Annotated in this window: 25 protein-coding genes and 1 pseudogene; 18 read left to right on the top strand and 8 right to left on the bottom strand. The window is 68.2% G+C overall.

The genetic code is table 11. The annotated features are described in order from the left end of the window. Positions 1-110 precede the first annotated feature (110 nt). Both ACH4KB_RS18145 and ACH4KB_RS18150 read right to left on the bottom strand, forming a co-directional pair. The gene (locus ACH4KB_RS18145) at positions 111-1001 is read right to left on the bottom strand and encodes a M15 family metallopeptidase (protein WP_398066929.1); all 891 of its coding nucleotides are present in this window, start codon (positions 999-1001) and stop codon (positions 111-113) included. 132 nt (positions 1002-1133) lie between these two features. Beyond that, entirely contained in the window at positions 1134-1775 is a 642-nt protein-coding gene (locus tag ACH4KB_RS18150) for a GNAT family N-acetyltransferase (protein WP_351051776.1), read from the bottom strand. Positions 1776-2136: 361 nt separating this feature from the next. Here ACH4KB_RS18150 and ACH4KB_RS18155 point away from each other — a divergent pair, with 361 nt between their 5' ends. Then, positions 2137-2808: a TVP38/TMEM64 family protein gene (locus ACH4KB_RS18155; RefSeq protein ID WP_351051773.1), complete on the top strand. Its 672-nt coding sequence runs from the start codon at positions 2137-2139 to the stop codon at positions 2806-2808. 42 nt (positions 2809-2850) lie between these two features. Here ACH4KB_RS18155 and ACH4KB_RS18160 read toward each other — a convergent pair whose 3' ends face one another. Further along, positions 2851-4554: a VanW family protein gene (locus ACH4KB_RS18160; protein ID WP_398067211.1), complete on the bottom strand. Its 1704-nt coding sequence runs from the start codon at positions 4552-4554 to the stop codon at positions 2851-2853. 335 nt (positions 4555-4889) lie between these two features. Between ACH4KB_RS18160 and ACH4KB_RS18165 the strand changes: the two genes are divergently transcribed. Beyond that, complete coding sequence (locus ACH4KB_RS18165; protein WP_398066930.1) at positions 4890-5756, top strand: F510_1955 family glycosylhydrolase; 867 nt, start codon at positions 4890-4892, stop codon at positions 5754-5756. A 194-nt stretch (positions 5757-5950) separates the two neighbouring features. Here ACH4KB_RS18165 and ACH4KB_RS18170 read toward each other — a convergent pair whose 3' ends face one another. Then, on the bottom strand, positions 5951-6655 hold the full coding sequence (locus tag ACH4KB_RS18170; RefSeq protein ID WP_398066931.1) for a vancomycin high temperature exclusion protein: 705 nt from the start codon (positions 6653-6655) through the stop codon (positions 5951-5953). 445 nt (positions 6656-7100) lie between these two features. On the opposite strand from ACH4KB_RS18170, the gene ACH4KB_RS18175 reads away from it, so the two are divergent. Together ACH4KB_RS18175 and ACH4KB_RS18180 are read left to right on the top strand one after the other, a co-directional pair. Continuing rightward, the gene (locus ACH4KB_RS18175) at positions 7101-7463 is read left to right on the top strand and encodes a BlaI/MecI/CopY family transcriptional regulator (RefSeq protein WP_351051803.1); all 363 of its coding nucleotides are present in this window, start codon (positions 7101-7103) and stop codon (positions 7461-7463) included. A 2-nt stretch (positions 7464-7465) separates the two neighbouring features. Beyond that, entirely contained in the window at positions 7466-8380 is a 915-nt protein-coding gene (locus ACH4KB_RS18180) for a M56 family metallopeptidase (RefSeq protein ID WP_398066932.1), read from the top strand. A 97-nt stretch (positions 8381-8477) separates the two neighbouring features. On the opposite strand, the pseudogene ACH4KB_RS18185 reads toward ACH4KB_RS18180, so the two are convergent. Next, a pseudogene (locus tag ACH4KB_RS18185) lies at positions 8478-8633 on the bottom strand (class I SAM-dependent methyltransferase); the annotation flags it as partial. 162 nt (positions 8634-8795) lie between these two features. Between ACH4KB_RS18185 and ACH4KB_RS18190 the strand changes: the two are divergent. The 8 genes from ACH4KB_RS18190 (at position 8796) to ACH4KB_RS18225 (ending at position 17119) form a co-directional block, all read left to right on the top strand. Continuing rightward, entirely contained in the window at positions 8796-9152 is a 357-nt protein-coding gene (locus ACH4KB_RS18190) for an NADH-quinone oxidoreductase subunit A (RefSeq protein ID WP_351051762.1), read from the top strand. Positions 9153-9700: 548 nt separating this feature from the next. Then, complete coding sequence (locus ACH4KB_RS18195; protein ID WP_359266705.1) at positions 9701-10501, top strand: hypothetical protein; 801 nt, start codon at positions 9701-9703, stop codon at positions 10499-10501. Further along, positions 10494-11435 carry a complex I subunit 1 family protein gene (locus tag ACH4KB_RS18200; RefSeq protein ID WP_359266706.1) on the top strand — a complete coding sequence of 314 codons (942 nt, stop codon included), beginning with the start codon at positions 10494-10496 and terminating at the stop codon, positions 11433-11435. The genes ACH4KB_RS18195 and ACH4KB_RS18200 overlap by 8 nt, the downstream gene beginning before the upstream one ends. Before the next feature lie 19 nt (positions 11436-11454). After that, a complete protein-coding gene (locus tag ACH4KB_RS18205; protein WP_339151626.1) occupies positions 11455-12018 on the top strand; it encodes an NADH-quinone oxidoreductase subunit J in 564 nt (187 codons plus the stop codon). Then, the gene (locus tag ACH4KB_RS18210; RefSeq protein ID WP_398066933.1) at positions 12015-12320 is read left to right on the top strand and encodes an NADH-quinone oxidoreductase subunit NuoK; all 306 of its coding nucleotides are present in this window, start codon (positions 12015-12017) and stop codon (positions 12318-12320) included. Before ACH4KB_RS18205 ends, ACH4KB_RS18210 begins: the two co-directional genes overlap by 4 nt. Further along, a complete protein-coding gene (locus tag ACH4KB_RS18215; protein WP_398066934.1) occupies positions 12317-14191 on the top strand; it encodes an NADH-quinone oxidoreductase subunit L in 1875 nt (624 codons plus the stop codon). The genes ACH4KB_RS18210 and ACH4KB_RS18215 overlap by 4 nt, the downstream gene beginning before the upstream one ends. Before the next feature lie 7 nt (positions 14192-14198). After that, a complete protein-coding gene (locus ACH4KB_RS18220) occupies positions 14199-15704 on the top strand; it encodes a NuoM family protein (RefSeq protein ID WP_398067212.1) in 1506 nt (501 codons plus the stop codon). After that, positions 15701-17119 carry an NADH-quinone oxidoreductase subunit N gene (locus tag ACH4KB_RS18225; protein WP_398066935.1) on the top strand — a complete coding sequence of 473 codons (1419 nt, stop codon included), beginning with the start codon at positions 15701-15703 and terminating at the stop codon, positions 17117-17119. Before ACH4KB_RS18220 ends, ACH4KB_RS18225 begins: the two co-directional genes overlap by 4 nt. Positions 17120-17150: 31 nt before the next feature. Here ACH4KB_RS18225 and ACH4KB_RS18230 read toward each other — a convergent pair whose 3' ends face one another. Beyond that, positions 17151-18191: an NlpC/P60 family protein gene (locus tag ACH4KB_RS18230; RefSeq protein WP_359266711.1), complete on the bottom strand. Its 1041-nt coding sequence runs from the start codon at positions 18189-18191 to the stop codon at positions 17151-17153. Between the two features lie 404 nt (positions 18192-18595). On the opposite strand from ACH4KB_RS18230, the gene ACH4KB_RS18235 reads away from it, so the two are divergent. From ACH4KB_RS18235 to ACH4KB_RS18245, 3 genes are all read left to right on the top strand, one after another. Then, complete coding sequence (locus ACH4KB_RS18235; RefSeq protein ID WP_398067213.1) at positions 18596-19597, top strand: IS630 family transposase; 1002 nt, start codon at positions 18596-18598, stop codon at positions 19595-19597. A gap of 91 nt (positions 19598-19688) precedes the next feature. Beyond that, entirely contained in the window at positions 19689-20105 is a 417-nt protein-coding gene (locus tag ACH4KB_RS18240) for a DUF6153 family protein (RefSeq protein ID WP_351051739.1), read from the top strand. A gap of 89 nt (positions 20106-20194) precedes the next feature. Further along, positions 20195-20821, top strand: a complete 627-nt coding sequence (locus tag ACH4KB_RS18245; protein WP_359266713.1) for a DUF305 domain-containing protein — start codon at positions 20195-20197, stop codon at positions 20819-20821. Between the two features lie 601 nt (positions 20822-21422). Here the strand turns inward: ACH4KB_RS18245 and trxB are convergent. Then, complete coding sequence (gene trxB / locus ACH4KB_RS18250; RefSeq protein ID WP_339151633.1) at positions 21423-22412, bottom strand: thioredoxin-disulfide reductase; 990 nt, start codon at positions 22410-22412, stop codon at positions 21423-21425. Then, positions 22409-22822, bottom strand: coding sequence for an arsenate reductase ArsC (locus ACH4KB_RS18255; protein WP_351051735.1), 414 nt, complete (start codon positions 22820-22822; stop codon positions 22409-22411). The genes trxB and ACH4KB_RS18255 overlap by 4 nt, the downstream gene beginning before the upstream one ends. 92 nt (positions 22823-22914) lie before the next feature. Here ACH4KB_RS18255 and ACH4KB_RS18260 point away from each other — a divergent pair, with 92 nt between their 5' ends. The 3 genes from ACH4KB_RS18260 to ACH4KB_RS18270 all read left to right on the top strand — a co-directional run bounded on the left by ACH4KB_RS18260 (position 22915) and on the right by ACH4KB_RS18270 (position 25527). After that, a complete protein-coding gene (locus ACH4KB_RS18260; RefSeq protein WP_103533668.1) occupies positions 22915-23223 on the top strand; it encodes a helix-turn-helix transcriptional regulator in 309 nt (102 codons plus the stop codon). Next, positions 23220-24329 carry an ACR3 family arsenite efflux transporter gene (gene arsB / locus ACH4KB_RS18265; protein WP_398066936.1) on the top strand — a complete coding sequence of 370 codons (1110 nt, stop codon included), beginning with the start codon at positions 23220-23222 and terminating at the stop codon, positions 24327-24329. The genes ACH4KB_RS18260 and arsB overlap by 4 nt, the downstream gene beginning before the upstream one ends. Positions 24330-24465: 136 nt before the next feature. Continuing rightward, positions 24466-25527, top strand: coding sequence for an ArsO family NAD(P)H-dependent flavin-containing monooxygenase (locus tag ACH4KB_RS18270; RefSeq protein WP_398066937.1), 1062 nt, complete (start codon positions 24466-24468; stop codon positions 25525-25527). The last annotated feature ends 12 nt before the right edge of the window (positions 25528-25539 follow it).

A 25539-nucleotide genomic window follows, 5' to 3' on the forward strand; every position in this document is an offset into this window, starting at 1 on the left:
CCCGGCTTACGGCTCCTGCCGCCCACCCGACTCTCTTCGCAGCTCACGGCAGGACGGCGAAATCCGCGATGCCCGAGGCACGCGCCTTCACGCCACCGACCCGCCCCCACTCACCCGGCGGGAGCTGACTCCACGGCCTCGTACGAGGTGGCGGATGGTCCCTTGAAGGGCGCGGACGGGTACCCGGTATCGAAGTGCATGTAGTCGGGCACCTTGATGTTCTGCCAGACCCAGCCCTCCTCCGTGAACGCTCGCCAGACCAGACCACCCTTGAGGATCTTGCCCTTTCCTTCGGTCCGAGCGGAGTACTTGGAACTCGGCGACCAGCTCTTGGTGCGCAGGTCCTTCCACGGGTTTTCGAACGGGTTTATGTCGATCGCGCGACCGTTGGCATGCGGGGACTCCTTGAACGGGGCGTTGATCTGTTCGGGGCGACGGCAGTTGAATGCGGAGGTGTTGTCAGCGCGCAGGCTCGCGTTCAGGTCTCCGTCGTAAGACTCCATCGGCTCCATACGACGGATGGGGAAGCGTTCCTCGAACAGTTGCGTAAAGATGCGGATGACGCTGGCCGCCACATCGGCGTTGACTACGAGGACGCCGCGATGCACCTTGCCGTCGAAGCCCACATGGTTCATCTCCACGCGGCGCAGCTGGTCGCGGCCGGCGGGACAGCCCTTGCGCCACAGTCCCGTCGCCACCATGCGGGACCACTGCGTATCCGTGATCTCTTTGACGGCGGCGTCCAGGGACGGTGCGGGGGAAGCTGTGCGGGTCGGGCCGGAAGGGGCGGGGGGCCGCGCCGCAGTTTCATCGGAGCTGTCGGCCCCCGGCGTTGACGGGGCGGTCTCCTTGGCCGACGAGGACGAGCAGCCGCCGGCCAGAAGTGTCGTCGTAGTGAGCAGTGCGAGGCTGCCGAGGGTGAGCTTCCGACGCCGTCCACCCGCGCGAGCCGACAGTGCCGTGCCCCTGCTCGGGTGGTGGAAGCGGGCCGCGTCGCGCATGCGCGCCGACTCCGGTGCGTGGCTGGTCAAGCAAAATCTCCTGGGGTGTCGCCGGAACACCCGTGCCGGGCAAGGGTGTCCCGTACGGGATGATCTGGTTGGTCGGGTCTTGTCAGCAAGACCCCCGGTGACTCAGTGCCGGTCTGGCGTCGTCCCCTCGCTCAGCTGGAGGTCATACGCGAGGAGGAGACGCCCCTCGGGCGTGCGGATCTCTCCCTGACGCCCCCAGCCGAGCCGGTCGTAATACGGCCCTGCCCCGCCCTCCACGGCGGTGACGAGAGTGACACGCGTGCGGCCCGCGTCGGTGGCATCCTCCGCGAACTGCGCGATCAACCAAGCCCCTATGCCACGGCGACGGGCATGCTCGGCCACGACGATGTAGTCCAGGACGGCGATGGCGCCGGAGTGACCGATGGCGGGAGCCTGCCGGGCCATTCGGTTTCGTATCAGCTTGCGGCCGTAGCGCAGCAGCCGAGTACGCAGGAAGTACAGCGCCAGACGGGGCCGTAGAAAGAGACTCCCCAGGGCGCGGAACAGCAGTCCGCGCCCGTAGTGGCGCAGCACATGACGGCGGTGCGCCTCCGGGTCGGTCGCACCGATAAGAAAGCCCGCCGGCTGCCCACCCATCTCCGCGATGTAGGCGCGCGCGTCCGGACCGGTGAGGTAGGTCCCGTTGTACGCGGTCAAGAACTTCGGCCCGAGGCGGGCGAAGAAGCTGTCCGGGAAGTGGCTCAGATGCTCGGCGACCACGAACGGGAGGTCGTCAAGGTCCATGGGCCGTATGCGAAGGCCGATGGGCATCGGAGGGCAGTCGTCTCTCCCCGCCGTCCCCGAAGGCCCGGCGGGGATCTGGCCCGGGACAACTCGGGCAGGGCTCGGGTATGCGGCTGAGCGCATGTCGGCGTCCACGAAGCCAAATTACTACACTGCTTAAGAACTTAGTAGCTCAGTATGATGAGGATCGAGAGATCACAGGACGCGCAGAAGGGCGGCCGTACTGTTGTTGCCAGGAAGCTCGACGACGATGCGAGAAGAACCGGCCCGCCGAGGTCAAGCGGATGCGCGGCATCGGCCGACGGGCTCGGATCCCGTCGGCCCCACCCATACCGATCTGTACCGGACAAGGAAGATGAAGATGCCGACGCTGCGGCCCAAGACCCGTCTCGCGCTGCTCATCGGGCTGCTCGTGGCCGCTGCCTGTTCGCTTTTTGCGTGGAATCCGGAGCGGCTGCTCACCCAAGGCTTCACATCCGTGGTGCCCGGGATCTGGGCAGGACCGGCGTTCGCCGTGGTTTTCGCGCTGAGCACCCTCGCCTTCTTTCCGAAGCCGGTACTCAACGTGGCCGCCGGGGCCGTTTTCGGTATCCCCGAAGGGCTGGCGCTGGCTGTGATCGGGACCACCCTCGGGGCGGTGCTCGCTTTCGGCCTCGGCCGCGGCCTGGGCCGAGAGGCTCTCCAGCCATTGTTGCGGGGGAAGTTCCTCGCCGCCCTCGACCGCCGCCTCACCGATCAGGGTTTCGTCAGCGTGCTGCTGCTCCGCGCTGTGCCCGGCGTACCGTTCCAGGGGGTCAACTTCGCCGCCGCCTTCTCCGGAGTGCGCCCGTGGTCCTTCACGGCCGCGACCGCTCTCGGTGTGGTGCCCGGCACCGCCACCTACGTGATCGCCGGAGCCACGGCTACATCCCCCGCTTCGCCGGCCTTTCTCCTCTCGATCGCCGCCATCGTCGCGATGATGGTCCTCAGCCTCGCCATCGCGCAGCGGTCACGGCGCAAGGGCACTCCCGCCGAAGGCCGTCAATCCGGTTGACCAACGGCGGGTCGAGTCGGTAATCCCTTACTGGGACGTCGCTCAGTCGCAGGTGACTTCGTCGCGGGGCGCGTATCGCGTCTCGAAGGTCTCCGTCTTGACCTCTTTGCCACCGTCCTTGAAGACCCGGTCGACCGCAACATTGAAGCCTTCGAGCGGAGTCTGCGGCACACACTTCTCTCCGGATGCTCCCTCGCGGGTCGCCGGCTGCTTCACGATGGTGCGCGGGCCCTTGACCGATTCGATCTCGTCGTACTTCTTGGTGCCCAGGAAGGTGATCGTGACAGAGGTGTCCGTGGCGCGCGCGTCGATGTATATGGCGTTGCCGGAGTCGTTCCGGAACTTCAAGTCGAGGCTGCCCCAGGCCACCGTCGCCTCCCTGCCCTCCGGGTAGCGCTCGATGTAGAACGAGTGCGCTCCGTACTCCACCGGCTTCACGCCGGCGAAGAAGATGGCGTTGAAGACCGTAGTGGCCACTGCGGAGACGCCACCTCCGGCCGCCTTCTCGAACCGATCGTTGTTGATGATGATGCCCTCTACGAACCCGTTGGCCTCGGTCCGCTCGCCCACAGTGCGGTTGAAGCTCCAGGTCTCGTCGGGCAGGACAACCGACCCGTTGATCAGCTCTGCGGCACGGCCGATGTTGGTGACGCGGTAGGGGGTGGGCTCGAAATCGACCGTGAAGGTCGACATTTGCTCCTTGATGCCCAGGCGGCCTACGTTGTCCCGGGTCAGCCTGGGCTCCATCTTCTCGACGCCCACCGTCCCTGTGCGGGCTGCCCCACTCTTGGCCAGCAGCGGCAGTACGGCCCTCTGGAGCGCCGCGGCCGTGATCCCCTGTCCGGCCTTGCCGTCCGAGGCCACCGCCACTCGGCCGCCATCCAGGCTCAGCTCGGCGTTGACCGGCTCGTCGGTGGCCAGCGCGAGCGGACTTGCCACCGATGGGTCGGCCAGGAGTGCCTTGCCGTCCAGTACTGGGGCCAGCGGTTTGTCCCCGTCGGGCTTCATGGTGAGGTGCTCGCCGAGCGTCGCAGGGCTGATCTCGATCTCCTGACCGCCGACGGTGAGCGTGACCGGCGCCGACATCGCGGGGGTGGCGAACTCCTTCATCGCGCGGTCGACCTCCGCCGCGCCGACCCGCGGTTCGGTCGTGCGGACCGGAAGCCGTACCGGCGCCTTCCCCTGGCCCGGGACCCCCGAAGCCAGTTCCTCCACGGCGCCGTCCACATCCAGGGATCGCCCGGTGACCGGCCGCGCAGGCACCGGCTCGCCCGCGTGGAAGGTGACGGCGCCCTCCCGCGCCTTCCGGTCGTACGTTTTCGCCTCTTCGGCCAGTGATGCGCGGGCCTTCGCCTCGTCCACGCGGATCACCGGCTCGACCTCGCGGTCACCGCTCGTGAACAGGCGACCGATCACGGTGAACGGATCGGACCCCGCCTGCGCGGCGCGGGCGACGGTCTTCTCCGTGTCCAGAGAGATGCCGGATACCCGGACGGTGCTATCACTGTCGCCGAGGCGCACCTTCACCGGCTCCGACCAGGCCCCGCCGAGGCCGCTGTCCAGCCTCTCCCGTGCCTGCGAGCTGCTTAGCCCTCCGATGTCGACGCCGCCCACCCTGGCACCGGCGGGAACGTTGTCGCCGGCGACGAGCAGCCCCACCAGATACAGCCCGCCGAAGCCCACACCTGCCAGTCCCGCGACGAGCGCGAGACGGCGGCCTATTCGGCGACGCCCGTCCGACGTGATGTCGGCGGGTGGGCCGGGAAGAGAGGGGCGACTCACTGGTTCTCCTCGTCTGGGACTGCGGCGTGCTGCGGGCAGGGCCCGTGTGGAGGGCCGCTTGCCGAGCAATAACAAGAAATGGTCTACCTCGACCGGTTTGACACACACCCTATCCCGCTAGGTAACTAAGTTGTTTAGTTGGGTACGGTAACCTCGCTCACGATCACCGATGGTCGCGAAAGTTGGTGCCGATGATGGGCCTCCCTTCCAACGCCGGGGCCGTCCCGTTGAGTTCCGTTCTCCGCGGCCAGCAGTCCCTGAGCACCGACACCGACCCCCGTACCATCCGAGGAAGCACCGTGACCGTTCGCCCGCCCGCCCGCCCCATGCTCGCGATCGGCGGCACCTCGATCGCCACCCTGGTCCTCGCCGCCTGCGGCGGCTCTTCCGACGCAGATACGGCGGCAGACGCATCCGACTCGTCGGGGACGCTGTCGCACGTGCACGGCCTGGGAGTCGATCCAGCCGACGGACGCGTGTACGTCGCCACCCACAACGGTCTATACACCGTGGCCAAGGGACAGAAGCCGAAGCTCGTCGGCGACCGCGAGGACGACTTCATGGGCTTCACCGTGACCGACGAAAGCACCTTCGTCGCCAGCGGACACGGCGCCCCGGGCAGCGGCCGCCCCGACAGCCTCGGCCTGATCGAGACCACGGACGCGGGCCGCACCTGGACGTCCCGGTCCCTGTCCGGGAAGGCCGACTTCCACTCCCTGGACTCGGCCAAGGGCACCGTCTATGGATACGAGGGAGGCCGAATCCGGGTCAGCAGCGACCTCGAGAGCTGGGACGACCGGGCCACGCTGGAGGCCCTCGACCTCGCGGTGAACCCCTCCGGGGACAAACTGCTGGCCACCACGGCGGAGGGCGTCGTCGCCAGCACTGATGGCGGGCGGACCTTCGGCAAGGGCGCCAAGCCGATGCAGGCGTTCGTGTCGTGGCCCGCGGAGAAGTCCCTCTTCGGTCTCAGCACGTCCGGCAAGCTGAGCAGCAGCGTGGACGGAGGTAAGTCGTGGAAGGAACTCTCGGCCGTTCCTGGCGGGCAGCCTCAGGCGCTGACCGCGGTGGACGCCGACCACATCCTCGCTGCGACGATGACGGGCGTCTACGAATCGCGTGACGGCGGCGGGACCTTCTCCGAGCTGGCGCCACTCGCTTCTTGACCTAAGGCCGACAGGCACCCGCTCAGCGGAAACGCGCATCTGCGGGCCTCTCCTCCGCCACAGTGTGCGCGACTCGGGACCCAGGCTGGCCCTCCCGCGTCAGCCTGGGTGGAGACCTCAAACGTCATTGCAGACTCTTCACATCCAACTACAGAGCGCGGTCAGCCGACACCTGGTCAACCGGCGACACGAAATTACCGGGCGCCCGCCAGCGCTCGCGCCACCCCCGGCTCCTTCGGCCCGAGGAACTGGGGGTCCGGCTTGAACACCGCGTCCAGGACCGCCTTGTTCGCGGCGAACATCTCGCGGGCGGCACTGTAGTACCAGATCGCGTCGTGGTGGTCGGCCGCGCTGACGCCGTACGCGTCGACGCCCGCCTCCTGACAGAGCGCGACCGCCCTGCGGATATGGAAGCCCTGGCTGACGAGAATCGCGCGGTCAACGCCGAAGATCTTCTTGGCCCGCACGCATGAATCCCAGGTGTCAAAGCCGGCGTAGTCGCTGACGATGCGAGCGTCGGGGACGCCGCGTTTCGCGAGGTAGCGGCGCATGGCGTGCGGCTCGTTGTAGTGCTCACTGCTGTTGTCGCCAGTGACCAGAAGCACCTCAACACGGCCCTCGCGGTACAGCTCCGCCGCCGCGTCGAGACGGCTCGCCAGAAAGATCGACGGTTCGCCGTTCCCGAACAGGCCCGCACCGAAGACCACAGCCACGCTACTTCGCGGGACCTCGGCCGTCGTCCGCAGCCTCCCGTCCGCCGCCGTGAACACCCACGTCGCGGGCAGCAGCGCCAACATGCATAGGAGCATCACCGCCTGCATGGCCCGCCGCTGCCCCGCGCGGGTGCGCGGCAGGCGCGGCCTGATGATGTCGCTCACGTGTGGCCGCGGCAGGCGCATGACAGTGATCCTCCCCGTTTGTGGGCAGCCGGCTCGGCTGCGGGCTTGCGTGGGTCGGCTTCAGTCGTCCTGGACAGCAGGTAGCCCTCCGCCAAACGAAAGACGCCGCACTCGATCCCCAGCCATTCAGCAGCAGGACCTCGTGGAGGATCCCGGTCGCTGCTGGTCCTTGAATCACCTGCAGGAAGCTCCGCCGCTCCACGCCCCGCCAGCCCTGCAGAAACAGCGCAGGTCGGGAGGGTCTCGGTCGCACTGTGTGGGTAATCGGCAACGGTTGTCGTGCGACCGCCGCACGCTGGACCAGCATACACAGCCTACGTAGTAGCTTAGTAACCAGTGGGAACGCGGCGTGGCCGGCGCCGGGGTGCGCATCCGCCTCGCCGCGACCGATCGAGCTGCCGTCTACCATGGCCTTACGTACATCGGAAGCGGAAAGGGCGGGCTCATGCGACGGCTGGGGGAGCTCGAGGCGGAGATCATGGACTGCCTCTGGCGATGGAATCGGCCCGCGACGGTGCGTGAAGTCGTCGATGACATCAATGAACGCCGCCCTGTCGCCTACACCACGGTGATGACCGTCGCCACCATTCTCTTCAACAAGGGCTGGCTGCTCCGTGGCAAGCAGGGACGGGCGTGGCTCTACTCGCCGGTTCGCAGCCGGGAGGCGTACTCGGCGGCCCTCATGGAGGACGCTCTGGGTGCGAGCGAGGATCGCCCGGTCGCCCTGGCCCACTTCGTGGAGCGGATGTCCGAAGAAGAGGTCGCCGCTTTGCGGAAGGCGCTGCGGACCAATGGACGGCAGACCTAGGCGTGAACGCCGCCCCCGCGCTCATCGGCTATGCCGCGGCCATCGGCTACGTCGCCCCGCAGGCGATGCTCCGCAGCAGCTGGCCCCACCGGGCCCCCGCGCTTGCCGCATCCGTCTGGCACGCACTCGCCGTGTCCTTCGCGATCTCAGTCGCTCTGGCCGCGTACCAACTCGTATCCCCCACCGAACACCTTCACGCAGGACTGGCGGGGATACTGCATTCCTGCGGGGTGGTTCTCGGCATGGGCACCGGCGACCCCAACACCGCAGATCTGATGGCCATCGCCCTTCCTGTCGCTGTGCTACTGGCCCTGATTCTCAGCTTCGCCTTCCACGTTACCCGCGGCCGCCGGGCGCGCTCCCGTCACCGCAGCGTCCTGGACATGGTGGGGCGCCACTGTGGCCAGCTGCATGCCACCGTGATCGAGCACGCCTCCCCCGCCGCGTACTGCCTGCCTGGGCGTCGTGCGCGGATCGTCGTCAGCGAGGGTGCTGTACAGCTGCTTTCCGCGGCCCAGCTCGATGCCGTACTGGAACATGAGCGAGCCCACGTTGTCGGCCGTCATCACTTGGTGTTCGCTGCCGCGGAGGCATTCACCACCGTCTTCGGACGGGTGCCACTGGCCCGGCACGTCAAGGAGCAGACGGCGATCCTGCTGGAGATGATCGCGGACGACCGGGCGCTGCGCCGTCACTCACACGATGTGCTCGCTTCCGCAATGTACGAAATGGCCGCGGCTTATGCGCCGAAGGGCGCCTTCGCCGCGGGCGGGCACAGTGTGTCGGTGCGCATACAGCGTCTCCTCGGGCCCCGCCGGGAAGCACATCCGGCACTCTGGGGGTGCGTCGCTGCCGCTGCCGTAGCAGTGCCACTCCTTCCTCTCCTGGTGGCTTTCTGCTCTCCCGGCCACCCGTGAACAGACCGGCCCTGCTTGCGAGACGCCGAGAGCACTCTGTACCCGGGCGAACTTCGTCCCCCCCGGAGCGGACGTGCTGGTAGAAGCGGAGCTCGCCACCAGGTTTGAGCCTGCGGCGCATCTCCGCGGCAGCCTGATCGACGTCGCTGACGGAGCACAGCACCAGCGAGGACACCACGACATCGAACCCGTTGCCCGGAAGCAGCAGTTCCGCCGCCGTACCGGGGATAGAACGTCGACCGGAAATAGGCAGCCATCGTGCAGCCGTCTGAGTCTTGGGCCCAACCGAGACGGACTGATATCACCCGACATATGGCGCTTCTGGGCGTTTCGCGTACCGAGCGGAAGGAAGTACTGGCAGTCTGCGTCACGACGGCAGCCAGGGATGGACCAGAGGCAGGACGCAGGGGGCTGAGTGGGCGGCTACGAGTGGCAGCCGGTGCTGTTCCTCCTCGGTGTGACTGCCGCAAGCTTCGCCCTTCTCTACGGCGTCGGCGCCTCGCTGAGGGTGACCCGTCAGCCGCTGAACACGAGACCGTTCAGCGGGGGCCTTGATCCGGACGAGCATCCGTTCTCCCGGTTCCACGTGCGCTGGTACCCAGTGACCATGATTTTTCTGGCCTTCGACATGGAGATGTTGTTCATGTACCCGTGGACGAAGGTGGTGAGTGCGGTCGGTGTCAGCGCCGTCATCGAGATGTTCCTCTTCCTCGGCGTGCTTCTCGCAGGCGTGGCATACGCATGGCGGGAGGGGGCGTTCCGATGGAGTTGAGGTCCAAGGCCGCACGCTTGGCGGTAGCCCACCCCGGGGTCCTGTTGGCAGCCTGTCCAGGTGCTACCCGGGCGCGTTTGGCCGTCGAGGAAGAGCTACTGTGCAGGGGCTGGCCTCTTGTCGCCGGCCCCGCATCCGCGAACCTGCTCGTCGTCGTGGGCGACCCCGACCCCGCCCGAGCAGATTGGGCCGAAAACCTGTGGAACGGCATTCCGGAACCAAAGTCCAGGGCCGTGGTCCGGGAAGCAGAACAGGCGACCGCCGCACTCGATGACGGCCACCTGGCACTCCTCGGTCCAGACGGTCAGGTCTCGGTCTCTCCGAGGGAAGAACGCCGGATGAACACGGTCCTTCCCTCGGAAAGCACCGGTTCCCGGCGTCGGGAGGGTCACGCCGCTGATGGCCCCGCGCGTGCCGATCGAGACGGCGCTCCCCGTCACGACCACGCGGAGCACGAGACGGAGAGCCACCACGGGGGTCACTCAGGTGACGGACGGGACGAAGCGCAAGGCACACACGGCGAGGGTCACGGGCATGACATGCATGCCATGTCGATCGTGGCCGGCTCGCCCATGGCGGACCGTGCCGACGATCGGGACGGGTTGAGGCTGGACCGGCTGCACGTGCCTCTGGGCCCGGCCTTGCTCGACTGGCCGGCCGGTCTGGTGCTGCGGCTGGCGTTGCAGGGCGATGTGGTGCAGCAGGCGGAGGTCGATCAGATCTCCGTGCGCGCCCCGTCCAGGCACCCCTTCTGGAACGACCCATGGCTGCGCCTGATCGCGGGGGAACGCGTCGAGCGCGGTCTCGCCGCCCGCCGGTTGTGCGCGGCTCACCTGGACAGCGTCGGCCGATTCCTGGCCGTGTCCGGATGGGACGAGGCAGCGAAGCGCGCGCGCTCCGTACGCCGACGGGTCCTGGCGGGAGCCTCGGCGGAGGAACTGGGCGTACTGCTCAGGCCGTGGGCCCGGCAGCTCCGCCGATCGCGCACCCTGCGCTGGCTGACGCGAGGGCTGGGCGAGTTGTCCTCCGAGCGAGCGGCGGCGGCGGGCGTGACGGGTCCGGCGCTGGTCGCGGGCGGGGATGCGTACTGCCGCTTGCTTGTCTGGCTGGACGAGATCGAGCGGGCCGCGACCGCGTGCGGGGATACCCGCGTGCTCGATGCCACGGAGTTGAACGGGCCGCGCGGCCAGCTCGACGGGCCAGTGCCGCCTTCCCAGGCGCTACTGGACGTGCTGCCGGGGCTTCTGGGCGGTGCCGAATTCGCGGGCGCTCGCATCATCGTCGCGAGCCTGGATCCTGATCTCGACGAGCTCGTCCCCGTGGTGGATTCGCGTGTGGCCCATGAGTGAGGCCCCTCTCTGGGCAACCGCTCTGCTGCCAATGACCCTGGCTGTAGCCGCTCTTGGGGCGGCCTCCTTCGATGCCGTACTTTCGTTCGCAGCGGCGAGGCCGCGGCCCCGGTCACCTCTTGAGGCTGCTGCGGCTGCGGGCGCGCCTGGTCGGGAAGTGCTCCGGCTGCTGGTGCAGCAACGGCGTCGTACGACTGCGGCCGATGTGCCTCTGACTCGGCTGGGCGTGGTCCTTCTGCCGGTCGCGGCAGTGCTCGCTGCCGCCGTGATCCCTCTCGGTTTCCGGTCAGTCAGCGATCTCGCTGACGGAATCGTGTGGTTCAACGCGATGGAGGCCCTCGCATGGGCGGCTGTGTGGCTCGCCGGGTGGGGGCCGAATTCGACACTCGCACTGATCGGCGGCTACCGCTTCCTCGCACAGGGGCTTGCCTACGAACTCCCTCACATGCTCGCGATCACCACCGCCGCGCTGGGCGCGGAGTCATTGCGGGTGGGCGAGATCGTCGACACTCAGGCGGGCCTGTGGTTCGCCGTATGGATGCCCGTCGCCTTCGCCATCTACCTTCTGAGTGCGATGGCCATGGCCTTCTGGGGCCCCTTCGATCAGCCTGCCGGGCGGGACGTGGCCGGCGGTGCGGCCGCCGAACTCTCGGGAGTTGACCGAATTGTCTTCCTGGGAGGCCGTTGGCTGCTCCTCACCGTGGCTGCCGCCTTCAGCGTCCCGCTCTTCCTCGGAGGGGGCAACGGACCGCTGCTTCCCCCGTGGCTCTGGACGGTCCTCAAGACAGCGGCCGTACTGGCATTCCTTGTCTGGATCCGGCGCAAGGTCCCGACCTTGCGCATGGATCGCTACATGGAGGTGGCCTGGGTCGTCCTGACGCCACTCGCGATCCTGCAAGCGTTGGTGGTCGCTCTGGTGGTGCTGGACCGGTGACGGGAAGGGAGTGCCGTACGTGCTGAGCAGTGTTCTCTTCTGGATCCTGGCCGCCCTCGCGGTGGCCGGCGGCGTCATGGTCTTCCGTTTCGACTCCATGGCCCGCGCGACCTTCGCCCTGCTCACCTCTCTGCTGTGCGTGGCGGGCGAGGTGCTGCTGCTGGGCCTGGACTATCTGGGGATCGTCATCGTGCTGATGATGACGATCGAGATGGCCATCATGGCCGTATTCATGATCATGTACATGATGAATCCAGCGGGCCTCATGCCGATGACGATGATGCACAACAAGCAGGGTGCCACCGCCATCTGTGCCGCCGCATTCGTCCTGCTGGCCGCCGGAATCTTCTCCACTCCGTGGCCCGCCCGGCGGGGCAAACCGCCGACCGACGCCACCATGGACCTCGGGATGTCACTGATGGGCCCGCAGATGCTCACCATGATGACCTTGGGCATGGCTCTGTTCGCGACCATCGTCGCCACGGTGGTACTGGCCACGCGGCGTGGGCGGTACGACCGGCTCGGCGACAGCTTGCGTGCCCCCAGCGCCGACGACCCGATCCGCGGAGGTGTCGGCCGGTGAATCTGGAGCTCCTCCTGCTCCTGGCCGCGGCTCTGTTCTGCATCGGGCTGTTCGGGGCCCTCACCCAACAGTCCGTCGTCATGCTGATGATGGGCCTGGAACTGATGCTGGGCGGGGTGATCGTCGCCGCAGCGGCAGCCTGGCACTACATCGCGCCGGCTGCCGCCGAGGGACAGGTACTGGTGGTTCTGGCCGTCACAGCCATGGCCCTGGAGATGGCGATCGGGTTCGCGGTGGTCACCGCCCTGTTCCGGTCCCGCGAGATCGACATGACCGACATGGCTACAAAGTTGAAGGAGTGAGCACCCTCCTGTGGGCCCTCGTCGGGCTCCCTCTGGTCACCGGGATGCTGCTGCTCACCGGCGGCCGGACTGTCGACCGGTTCGCGCCTGCCGTGGCGCTCGGCGCCGGCTTCGCCGACCTGGGTCTCGCGATCACAGCCGCGTTCCAGCACCCCTCCGCGTCGGCACCACTCCTCGATCAGTTGCCGGTCCAGCTCGCGGTCGACGGGCTGTCGGGGCTGATGGCCGTCACCGTCACGTCGATCACCCTCCTCGTCCTGGCCTTCAGCGCGACAGAGTTCGGAGCCAACGAGGCACGGGCCCGGTTCTTCGGGCTGATGCTGCTCTTCGTCGCAGCCATGCTGGTGACGGTTACCGCCGTCACGCTGCCTGTTCTGCTCATGAGCTGGGAGATCATGGGCGCCACTTCCTGGGCCCTGATCGGCTTCTGGTGGCGGGAGCCGGTACGCGTCGACGCCGCCAACACAGCCTTCCTGACCACCCGCACCGCTGATCTCGGCCTGTACCTGGCAGCGGGTGCCGCACTCGCGAGCGGCCAGGCCGGAACACTCCGCCTCGATGATCTGGGGCGTGCAGGGGAGCCCTGGCTGTCCGTCGTCACCGCGGGCGTCGTGACCGCCGCCTTCGGCAAGTCCGCTCAACTCCCCTTCAGCTTCTGGCTGTCCCGCGCCATGCAGGGCCCGAGCCCGGTCTCCGCCCTGCTGCACTCCGCGACGATGGTCGTGGCAGGCGCGTATCTGCTTCTCAGGACCGGACCGCTGCTGGACGCCTCCGGCTGGGGCAGCCACGCGGTGGCCTGGACAGGAGCCGTGACTGCCGTCGCTCTCGGCCTCGTCGCCGTCGCGCAGACGGATCTCAAACAGCTGCTGGCCGCGTCCACCTGTGCCCAGATCGGGTTCATGGTGCTGGCGGCCGGGTCCGGCGCCATCACGGGCGGCACTCTCCAGCTGGTGGCCCACGCCGCTGCGAAGAGCCTGCTGTTCCTGGTGGCGGGCGCGTGGCTGGCCGCACTCGGAACAAAGGCGCTGCCCGCGCTGCGTGGCGCGGCCCGCCGCTACCGTACGGCCGGCGTCACCTTCACCGTGGCCGCCCTCACACTGGCCGGGCTGCCGCCGCTCTCGCTGTGGGCGGCCAAGGACGTCCTGCTCTCCGCGGCACTCGGCAGCAGCCCATGGCTGTACGTCACCGGCCTGGCAGCCGCTGTGCTGTCCGCCGTCTACGGCGCCAAAGCCCTGTGGTTCGTCTGGCGCCCGGAGCCACCGGCGGAGCGGCAGACATACGACACCGAGCAGCACGGCACCCGGCGCGTACCACGCTCCGCCGGGCCACCTCTGGTTCTGCTCGCCCTTGGATGCCTCGCTCTGACCCCTCTCGCCCTTCAGCCGCTGCGCGGCCATGTGGACCTCGTACTCGACAGCACCTCACAACCCCAGCCCCACGGATGGGAACTCGCCCTCTCCGGCGCACTCGCCTTCTCTGCCGCAGGAGCCGCCTGGGCCTGGGGAGATCGCACGCTCGCCTTGCACCGCCCGGTGAAGCACTGGTGCCGGGACTGGCTGGCTCTGGAGCGCGTCGCGCAGAGGCTGATGGTGCGGCCCGTGTTCCGGCTCGCACGTACCGCGGCGGCCTTCGACGACCGCATCCTCGACCGAGGCATCGACGGAGCCGCGCACGCAGCCCTCCGCTTCGCCCGCTGGACGGACCGCACGGTGGAACGCGCCGTCGACGGCGCGGTGGCCGCGACCGCAGCCGCGACCAGGGCACTCGGTCGGCTCGCCCGGCGGCCGCAGACCGGCCAGCTGCACCAATATCTCGCCCAGGCCGTCGCGGGCCTCACCGTCCTAGCCGTCGTATTCGCCATCGTGAGGTGACCTGTTGATCACCACTGCCCTCGTTTTCGCGCCGACCGCCGTCGCACTTCTCCTACTGGGCCTGCCGCGCCGCACCCCGAGTGCGGCCTTCCGCGCCATCTGGGTAGCGGTCGCGGCCTGCGAACTCGTGCTCGTCGTCACGCTCTGGTCCGGGTACCGGAACGGTGCGGGCGTGCAATACGAGGTCAAGGCACGCTGGATCCCCAGCGCCGGTGTGGGATACCACGTCGGCGTGGACGGACTATCGCTTCCCCTACTCGCTCTGACCTGCGTGTTGTTCCTCGCGTGCGCTGTCCACTCGCTGCGCGAGACCCGCCGGGTCCGCGAGTTCGCCGCACTCTTCCTCTTCCTCCAGACCACGTGCCTCGGGCTGTTCGTCTCTCTCGACCTGATCCTCTTCTTCGTCTTCTTCGACCTGTCCATCGTGGCGATGTACTTCGTCATCGCGGGATGGGGCCACAAGAACGCCGCCCACGCGGCACTGAAGTTCTTCCTCTACACCTTCCTCGGATCGCTCGCCCTCCTGCTGGGATTCATCGGCCTCTATCTCGCCGCCTCGCCGCACACCTTCGACATGGTCGAGCTGACCGAACAGAACCCTCTCGCAGGCCGCTCCGTCTACGCGGCTCTGGTCCTGCTCGCCCTGGGAATCGGTCTGGCTGTCAAGACACCCACCGTGCCCTTCCACACCTGGCTGCCGCCCGCCCACACCGAGGCGCCCGCGGCAGGGTCCGCGATCCTCGCCGGCGTACTGCTGAAGATGGGGACGTACGGGTTCCTGCGGATCGCCATGCCCATGCTCCCCGACGTGTGGCGGCGCTACGCGCTCGTGATCGTGGTCATCGGGGTCGTCTCCGTGGTCTACGGCGCGCTGGTCGCTCTCGCCCAGACGGACTTCAAGCGCATGATCGCCTATACCTCGGTGAACCACATGGGCTACATCCTTCTCGCGGTCGGTGCGGCCGCCGCCGTGAGCGAGGGGTCCGAGCAGGCGCGCACCCTCGCCGTCACTGGGGCAGTGACGCAGATGGTGAGCCACGGCCTGCTCACCGGCGCGCTGTTCCTGCTCGCGGGAGTGCTGCACGAGCGGGGGCGGACGTACGACATGGGCGCGTACTCGGGGATCGCCGCCAAGGCACCCGCGTTCGCCGGCATGACCGCCGTGGCCGCCTTCGCCTCACTGGGGCTTCCCGGCTTCTCCGGATTCATCGCCGAGTTCCAGATCTTCACAGGCAGTCTCGGCCCACGCCCGCTGGCCACCGCCGTCTCACTCCTCGGCATCCTGCTCACCGCCGGCCTCTTCCTGCGCGCGTTCCAGCAGATCTTCCTCGGCCCACTCAGGCTGCCGGACGCCCCGGGTACCCCCCGCGCGTTTCCTGACATCCGCCTCCATGAGAGCGCGGCCGTCGTCCCGCTGCTGGCCCTGGCCGTGGTCCTCGGGATGGCCCCGCGCTTCCTCCTCGACGTGATCGAGCCCGCCTCCCAGGCCGTCCTGGAGCTGCTCGCACGATGACCGGCATGAACGAGAACCCCCTCGACATCCTTCCCGAAATCCTCCTGGCAGCTGCCGCGGTCCTCGGACTCCTGCTCGGTTCGTGGCTGCCGCGCCGTCGGCAGTGGGTCGTCGCCGTCCTGGCCGCAACGGCGGCCGTCGGAGGCATCGCCGCAGCCACCGTGGCGGCAACCGCTCCCCCCACCACCGCCTTCGGCGCGGCCTTCGCCGTGGACCCCGTGACCACCACCTCCAGGATCGTGATCCTCGGAGGCACTCTGACCGTCCTGGGACTGGCCGTTGGCCCGTTGCGCGCCGATCCGAGGGAGAGCGAGTTCTACGTCCTGGTCCAACTCGCCTCGCTCGGCGCCCTGATGCTCGCCGGGGCGCAGGACCTGCTGCTGCTCGCAGCCGGATACCTGCTGGCCAGCATCCCCGCCTACACGCTCGCGGGCTTCCGCAAGGACGGGCCCGGCACCGAAGCCGCACTGAAGTACTACGTGGTCGGAGCTCTCCTCGGCGTGCTCATGCTGAGCGGCATCACCCTGCTGTACGCCGCAGGGCGAGGCACCTCGTATCCGATGCTGAGCACGGAACTGCGTACCGCCCCCGGAGCTTTTCTCACCGTCGGTACGATCGGGCTTCTCGCCGGGATCGCGTTCAAAGCCGGGGCGGTACCGGCCCACTTCTGGGTCCCCGACGCCGTCCAGGGGACCACTCCCCCAGTAGCCGCGCTTCTCACCACCCTGCCGAAGATCGGGGCGCTCGCGGCCCTCTACCGTCTCGGAGCCGTCCTTCTCTCCGGCAGCATGCCCAGCTGGCCCGCGCTCATCGCCGTACTGGCAGCCGCCTCCATGACGCTGGGAAACCTCGCCGCGTTCTTCCAGCGTGACGTCAAGCGGCTGCTCGCCTACTCCACGGTCAGCCAGGTCGGCTACCTTCTGATGCCCGTTGCCGTAGCCGGCAGATCGGACCTGGCACAACAGGCGCTGCTCTACTATCTCGCCGCGTACGCCGTCACCAACCTCGGCGCCTTCGCGGTGGTCGCCGCGCTTCCCCAGGCCCGTAACCTCGCGGACTACAGGGGGCTCTCACGACAACGGCCACTTCTTGCCGCAAGCCTCGTCATCTGCCTGCTGGGCCTGGTCGGGACACCGCCCACTGCGGTTTTCATCGGCAAACTCCAAGCTTTCAGCGCCGTCTTCGACGCCGACTACGCCTGGCTGGCCGTACTGGCCGCCGTCAACACCGTCGCCTCACTCTTCTACTACCTGCGCTGGATCGTCCCCACCATGTCCCGAGCCAATGGCCCAAGAAGCTACGGCGGTGACCGACCGTCGCGGATCGTCGCCTACACCACGACCGCGACCTCTCTCGTGCTCGGTCTGGCAGCAGGACCTGTTCTCGCGGTACTCGACGGCCCGCTCGCACGCTGAAGCGCCCGGACCGAAGTGGGCATGAGGATGCTCAGCTGATGCGGACACCCCACATGAACGGCATACCACTGCGGCTGATCGACTCGTAGCGCACCTGAGCACCGGGCTTCGGCGCGTGGAGGATCTGCCCATTTCCAGCGTAGAAGCCGACATGACTCAGGTCGGTACGCATGATGATGAGGTCACCCGGTTTGAGAGCACCGAGGGAATTGATCCGCGTGCCGGCGTTCGCCTGGGCCTGCGATGTGCGAGGGATGGAGACACCCGCCTGCTGGAACGCCCAGGAGGTCAGACCGGAGCAGTCGAAGGAGTTCGGCCCGGCCGCAGCCCACACGTACGGCATGCCGACCCTGCTCTTGGCCGCAGCGAAGGCCGCAGCACCACGCTGGGACGCGCTTGCCTCATTGCCGAGGTCGACCCGCTCACTGGACCGGTTGGCCCGATCTTCTTCAGCGGTGATCTTGGCCCGCTCTTCGGCCGTCAGGGTATTGAGGAGCTCCCGGGCCTTTGCGAGCTTGCCCTGGATCTCCTTCTTCTTGCTCCCGATTTCCTTGCGGGCGCTGTCAAGCTCCTTGAGCTTGGCCGTCGCCTCACTGCGCTTCTGGTGAAGGTCCCGCTGCTTCGACTGCCACTCCTGGACCGCGCTGACCTGTTGGGCGCTCAGGCGGTCAAGACTGGACGCCTTGTCAAGATACTCATCGGGGTCGGAGGAGAGGAGCAGTTGTACCGACGGGTCGACGCCGCCGCTGCGGTACTGCGCTCTGGCCATCGATCCCAACCCTTGGCGAAGGGAGTTGAGCTCTTCCTGGCCGCTGGCGACCGTGTCCTGCAGATCCTCGACCTGCTTCTGCAGCGTCTTCCGCTTCTCGTCCGCGCCGTTGTACTTCTCCGTGGCCTGTGTGGCCTCCTCGTAGAGACGGTCGACCTGTGCCTTTACCCCCTTCTTGCGGGGGTCCGGCAGCGGATCGGCCGACGCGGTCTGCGTGGAGAGGGCCACGGCGGCGGCAGCGGTCGCCGTGAGCACGGTCACGTACGAGTGGTTCGGCTGCTTGGGACGACGGTGGGACGCCACTGGGGCGAGCTCCTTCTTCCTCAGCCGCCTGCCGGGAGTGTGTGAAAACTCCTCGGCTCCGCGTGGACGTTGCGGATTCGGCGGTACCTTCGCCGCCACCCCTGTCGGGTGATCGACCGGGCGAAGGTTCGACTGTGCATACTAACCATCTTAGTGACTTCGTTCCAAGATGGGTGCGCGGCGCCCCTTCCCGCACGGGCAGCCTTGCCGTAGCGGCCCTCTACCTAGCCCGGAGAGTTTGACGGCCGGAGATGCTGCCACATTCGGCCGCGCTCGACCGCCACCTTGTTCAGCAATCCGCTTATTGATTCGAAACGGTTTGGGTTCTGGGTCGTTGGTGGTGTGTGAGCGATCTGGTGGGGGACGCGCGGCATCTGTCGCCGTCGGCGCAGGAGGCCCTGCGGCTGCGGGCGGTGGCCGCGTTGGTAGCGGGGCGGGACCGTGAGGACGTAGCGGCCTTGTTCGGGGTGTCGCTGAAGGCCGTCGACGGGTGGTGGGCGAAGTGGCAGGCCGGCGGCCGGGAGTCGCTGGTCATGCGCCCGCGCGGTAAGCCGGTCGGGGTGCACCAGGTGCTCGGGGAGGCCGAACAGGCCGCCGTGCGGCAGGCGGTCCTCGATCGCCGGCCCTGTGACGTCGGGCTGAGTGGACAACTGTGGACGCGGCGGCTGATCGGCGACCTGATCGCGAAGCTGTACCGGGTACAGCTGACCGAGGTGGGGGTGGGCAAGTATCTGAAGCGGTGGGGCCTGTCCTTCCAGCGCCCGGACAAACGGGCCGTCGAACAGGACCCCGAGGCCGTGCGCCGCTGGCACCAGGAGACCTGGCCGGAGATCCGCGCGAAGGCGAAGGCCGAAGGCGGCGAGATCCTCTTCGCCGACCAGGTCGGCATCCGATCCGACCAGGTCACCGGCCGCACCTGGGGCGAGAAAGGGAAGACCCCCGTCGTGCGGCGGACCGGCAACCGGTTCTCGGTGAACGCGATGTCGGCGATCAGCACCAAGGGCCGGATGCACTTCATGGTCTTCACCGAGAGCTTCACGGCCGAGGTGATGTGCCGCTTCCTGGACCGGCTCGCCGGCCACTTCGACCACAAGGTCCACCTCGTCGTCGACGGTCACTCCGCCCACCGTTCCAAGAAGGTCCGCGACTGGCTCGCCGCCCACCCCGACGACGTCGAGCTGCATTTCCTGCCCCCGTACTCGCCAGAGCTGAACCCCGACGAGCTGGTCAACGCCGACCTCAAGCACAGCCTGCCCAAACAGCACCGAGCCCGGAACCGGGCCGAACTCGCCGCCGAGACCCGCCGCTTCTTCCGCAGACGCCAGCGTCAGCCGCACATCGTCCGCGGCTACTTCGGCGGCCCGCACGTCCGCTACGTCCTGGACGAGAACCCCATGAGTTTCTGATCAATATGAAGACGATCGAGACCGGAAGCGACCAAGGCGACACACGCACGCCGGCTGATCGCTGGGACGGTTGCATGCTTAGGATGAAAACGTGACCCGTTTCGAGCACGTCGTAAAACCGCGGCCCTCGCCGCGGCTGCGAGCGCTGCTCGTCCTCGGGCTGCTGGCAGGCTTGCTCGGAATGCACGCACTGACGCCTGGCGCCCTGCCGGTGCCGGAGCGCCCGGCCGCTGCCGCGATGGTCGGCGGGCATGGGAACCAGACCGCGTCCGCGCATGACGAGTGCCGTTCCGATCCGCACGGCAGATGCCACGACGGCGGCGCCGACCACTCGGAAGCCACCTGTTCGTCAGGTGCGGTGGGCGGGGGCCCCGCTCTCCCTGGACTGACTCCTTCGCCGGAGTGCCTGCTTGCAGGAGTGGAAGCGTTCCCCACCGCGCTGAACGGAGCGCCCGAGGGAGCCCGCGCTCCTCCGACCTTGGCCGAACTCCAACTCCTGCGGATATAGAGCACGCCCCTGTGGTGCCGCGTGACCTGAACCGGGTCCGGCATCGCCAGCAGGCGTACTCACTCACCGCAATTTCCAGGAGTTCAGTCATGAAGTCGAACCGTTCACTGATCCGCCGCACCGCGCTCGTCGCGGCGACCGCGAGCGCCGCTCTGGTGCTGGCCGCCTGCGGGGGCAGCGACGAAGGCCACGACATGGGATCGATGAAGTCCGAGTCCCCGTCGTCGGCAGCCGCTTCCGCTCAGGCCGGCGCCCACAACAAGGCGGACACCGCCTTCGCGCAGGAGATGATCCCGCATCACCGCCAGGCAGTCGAGATGGCCGACCTGGCTCCCACCCGTGCGTCTTCCACCGAGGTGAAGGACCTCGCCACGAAGATCAAGGGCGCACAGGACCCAGAGATCGAGACCATGTCCGGCTGGCTCACCGCGTGGGGCGAGAAGGTGCCCGAGGAGATGCCGGGCATGGACCACTCCGCGGACATGCCGGGAATGATGAGCGCACAGGACATGGAGAAGCTGGAGAAGGCATCCGGTGCCGCGTTCGACACCATGTTCCTCGAGATGATGGTCAAGCATCACGAAGGGGCAGTCGCGATGGCCACGACCGAGAAGACCGAGGGCGAGTACCCGCCGGCCAAGAAACTGGCCGACGAGATCATCAAGGGCCAGACCGCCGAGATCGAGCAGATGAACAAGCTGCTGGGCAAGGACTGAGCTGACGTAGGGCGGACGGCGCATACAGCACCGTCCGCCCCACACACTTGCGCCAGCGCCGACCGATTCCGTGGGGACCGCCGCACCAGCAGATGTTGTCAGCCCAGGGTCTGGCTCAGCCCTGCCCAACAGGTTCCGCGAGACTCCCCTGTTCGGACGCGTTCAAGCGCACATCACGCAGTCAAGTAGTGCTCTAACGAAAGGTGATGCGGCTCGGCCGTGAGGGGGGCGGGGCGGCTTCACCCCCGCCGCCCCGTCCGCAGGCCGAAAGGAGCAGGGTGCCGACTGCCATGGCCGCGGCGCCTTTTAGCGGAAGGTGTCGATTCGACTGTCGATGGTGCACCAGTGTTTCCTTCCAGATGGCCAGCCATCTGGATAGATGCTTGCCGATGTAAACGCCGCGGAGACAACGCAGCGGAGAACGTCAGCTGACGGAACACGACTGGATGGATGGCCTGCGCGTGACAAGCACGCGCCGCGAGGAAGGCCCCGCGCAGCGCCTCGACTTGGCAGGACGCGGCATGAGGTCAGCCTCGCGCGCTTCATCACCGCGCGGGAGGCTCTCCCGAAAATCGTGGTCGAACTCGTTCCGCCGGGACCCTCAGACGGCTGCCGGCGTCTTTTCGGGCTCCGCGACCGCTTCGGCGTCGGTGAGGGCCGCGAGGTAGCGCTCGGCGTCCAGGGCGGCCGCGCAGCCGGAGCCCGCGGCGGTGATCGCCTGGCGGTAGGTGTGGTCGACCACGTCTCCCGCACCGAACACGCCGGGGACGTTCGTGCGGGTCGAGGGGGCCTCGACCTTCAGATACCCCTCGTCGTCCAGGTCCAGCTGACCGGCGAAGAGCTCCGTGCGCGGGTCGTGGCCGATCGCGACGAACAGGCCGGTGGCATCGAGGTCGCGCGTCCGGCCGCTGAACGTGTCGCGCAGGACGAGGCCGGACAGCGCGCCGCCCTCCTCCTTGATCTCCGCGATCTCACTGTCGAAAGCGAAGGAGATCTTGTCGTCGGCGAACGCGCGGCTCTGCATGACCTGGGAGGCCCGCAGCGCGCTACGGCGGTGGACGACCGTGACGGAACGGGCGAACCGGGTGAGGAAGGTGGCCTCCTCCATCGCGGTGTCGCCGCCGCCGACGACCACGATGTCGCGGTCCCGGAAGAAGAACCCGTCACAGGTCGCGCAGTACGAGACCCCGCGTCCCGACAGTTCGTCCTCGCGCTCCAGGTTCAGCTTGCGGTGCTGCGATCCGGTGGTCACGATCACGGCGCGGGCCTTGTGGACTCCGCCGCCGCTGTCCGTGACCGTCTTGATGTCGCCCGTGAGGTCGACGGCGACGATGTCGTCCGGGACCAGCTCGGCGCCGAACCGTGTCGCCTGGGCCCGCATGTTGTCCATGAGGTCCGGGCCGACGATGCCCTCGGGGAAGCCGGGGAAGTTCTCGACCTCCGTGGTGTTCATGAGCGCGCCGCCCGCGGTCACGGAGCCTTCGAAGACCAGCGGCTTGAGGTCGGCACGCGCCGTGTAGAGGGCGGCGGTGTATCCGGCGGGGCCGGAGCCGATGACGATGACATTGCGGATGTCCGTGTCGGCGCTCACTTGGACGTCTCCGGCGCGATCTCCTTGATCAGGCCCTCGACCATGGCCTTGATCTCGTCGCGGATCGGGCGAACCGCTGCCACGCCCTGGCCGGCCGGGTCTTCGAGCTTCCAGTCGAGGTAACGCTTGCCGGGGAAGACGGGGCAGGTGTCGCCGCAGCCCATGGTGATGCAGACGTCCGACTCCTTGACCGCGTCGACCGTGAGGATCTTCGGGGTCTCGGCGGAAATGTCGATGCCGACCTCTGCCATCGCCTCGACAGCGGCCGGGTTCACGGCATCACCCGGGTTGGACCCGGCGGAGCGGACCTCGACGCGGTCCCCGGCGAGGTGGGTGAGCCAGGCGGCGGCCATCTGGGAGCGGCCGGCGTTGTGGACACAAACGAACAGAACAGAGGGCTTCTCGGGCATCAGGAGGTCTCTCTCGTCACACGGTCGAATCAGGCACCCATGACATCAGCACCCGGTGGCATCAGCAGCCACTGATGTGAGAGTATCAGCCCATGATGACGTCAGTCGACACTGAACTGATCCGGGTGCTGGGCGATCCGCTCCGGCTCCGGATCGTGACCCTGCTCGCCCGCGAGACGCTGTGCACCAGCCACCTGGTGGAGGAGACCGGTGCGAAGCAGACCAACCTTTCCAACCATCTGAAGGTCCTGCGCGAGGCCGGGGTCGTGGAGACCGAACCGTGCGGCCGCTTCACGTACTACAAGCTCCGCCCGGACGTCATCGCCCAGCTCGCCGGCCAGTTCGCCGACCTGGCCGAGTCCGCCCGTACCGCCGCCGAGAACAAGAGGGCCTGTCCGTGACCCCCACGCAAGCACCCGCGACGACGACCGAGGACTCCTCCGTCGTCCAGAAGCTGTCCACCCTGGACCGCTTCCTCGCCGTCTGGATCCTCCTGGCCATGGCCCTCGGCCTCGGCCTCGGCCGCATGATCCCCGGCCTGAACGACGCACTGGCGAAGGTGGAGATCGGCGGCATCTCCCTGCCCATCGCCGTCGGCCTGCTGATCATGATGTACCCGGTCCTGGCCAAGGTCCGCTACGACAAGCTCGACGCGGTCACCGGGGACCGCAAGCTGCTGGTCTCCTCGCTGGTCATCAACTGGATCATCGGCCCGGCCGTCATGTTCGCGCTGGCCTGGATCTTCCTGCCGGACCTGCCCGAGTACCGCACCGGCCTGATCATCGTCGGCCTGGCCCGCTGCATCGCCATGGTCATCATCTGGAACGACCTGGCCTGCGGCGACCGCGAGGCCGCCGCCGTCCTCGTAGCCCTGAACTCCGTGTTCCAGGTCATCGCCTTCGGCCTGCTCGGCTGGCTCTACCTCGACCTCCTGCCGGGCTGGCTCGGCCTGGGCGAAGGCGAGACGCTCGACATCTCCATGTGGAAGATCGCCCTGAACGTCGTCATCTTCCTCGGCGTGCCCCTGCTCGCCGGCTTCCTCACCCGCCGCCTGGGCGAGAAGAAGATGGGCCGCGAGTCCTACGAGGCGAAGTTCCTGCCGAAGATCGGCCCCTGGGCCCTCTACGGCCTGCTCTTCACGATCATCATTCTCTTCGCCCTCCAGGGGAAGACGATCACTTCGCAGCCGCTGGACGTTGTCCGCATCGCACTCCCGCTCCTCGTGTACTTCGCGATCATGTTCTTCGGCAGCTTCCTGATCGGCAAGGCCATCGGCCTGGCATACGACCGCACCACGACTCTCGCCTTCACCGCCGCCGGGAACAACTTCGAGCTCGCAATCGCCGTGGCCATCGCCACCTTCGGCGTCACCTCCGGGCAGGCCCTCTCCGGCGTCGTCGGCCCGCTCATCGAGGTCCCCGTCCTGATCGCCCTGGTGTACGTGGCCCTGGCCTGGCGCAAGAAGTTCGCCCCGTCCGCGATCACCACCAGCACCTTGCAGCACTGATGCACCACCTCGGTTCCCGCCCGCATGCCGCCCTCCGCGCCCCGGCTCGCCTCACCGTCCGGCCGGCGGCGGAAGCTGCGCCGCGCAGGGGTGGGGCGGGAGCCGGGACGCCCGACGTTGCTCCGGGGGTGACCTGGTGACACGCGCGGTGGATGTGGATGTGGTGGTGATCGGTGGCGGCCAAGCGGGACTCGCCACCGGCTACTACCTGCGCCGCCAGAACCTCGACTTCGTCATCCTCGACGCCCAGCCCGCGCCGGGCGGCGCGTGGCAGCACCCATGGGACTCACTCCGCCTGTTCTCCCCGGCCGCCTACTCCTCCCTGCCGGGCTGGCTGATGCCCGCCCAAGACGGGGCGGAGTACCCGGACGCGCATCACGTCGTCCAGTACCTGACCGCGTACGAGGAGCGCTACGCCCTTCCCGTCGAGCGACCGGTCCAGGCCAAGGCCGTACGCCGTGACGGTGAGCGGCTGCGGGTGGAGACGGACGCAGGTGTCTGGTCCGCCCGTGCGGTCGTCTCGGCGACCGGAACATGGTGGCGGCCCTTTCTCCCTGCCGTACCCGGCCGCGAGACCTTCACCGGCCGTCAGCTGCACACCGTGCAGTACCGCACCCCTGACGAGTTCGCGGGCCGGCGGGTCATCGTGGTCGGAGGAGGCAACTCCGGGGCCCAGATCGCCGCCGACCTCGCGCCGCACACCGACCTGACCTGGGTCACCCAACGGCCCGCACGTTTCCTGGCCGACGACATCGACGGCCGCGCCCTCTTCGACGCCGCCACCGCCCGCCGCAGAGCGTTGGACACCGGGGACACCGACACGGGAGGCGTCGCCTCGCTCGGCGACATCGTCGCCGTCGCGCCGGTCCGCGCCGCACGGGACGCCGGCCTCCTCAAAGCCCAGCCGATGTTCGCCCGCCTCAACGAGAACGGGGCGGAGTGGGCGGACGGAACCAGAGCGGAAGCCGCAGCAATCATCTGGTGCACCGGCTTCCGCCCCGCGCTGTCCCACCTCGCCCCGCTGGGCCTGCGCGGCGAACGCGGCCACATCCCCACCCACAGCACCCGGGCCGTCGACGAACCGCGCCTGCACCTCCTCGGCTACGGCGACTGGACGGGACCCGCCTCGGCCACCCTGATCGGCGTCGGCCGCCCCGCACGAGACGCCGTCCGCGAGATCGCCGCCCTGCTGCGCTGACGCCTCCCCGGT

Origin of the sequence: Streptomyces sp. NPDC017520 (genome assembly GCF_044329855.1) — a bacterium.
GTDB lineage: Bacteria > Actinomycetota > Actinomycetes > Streptomycetales > Streptomycetaceae > Streptomyces.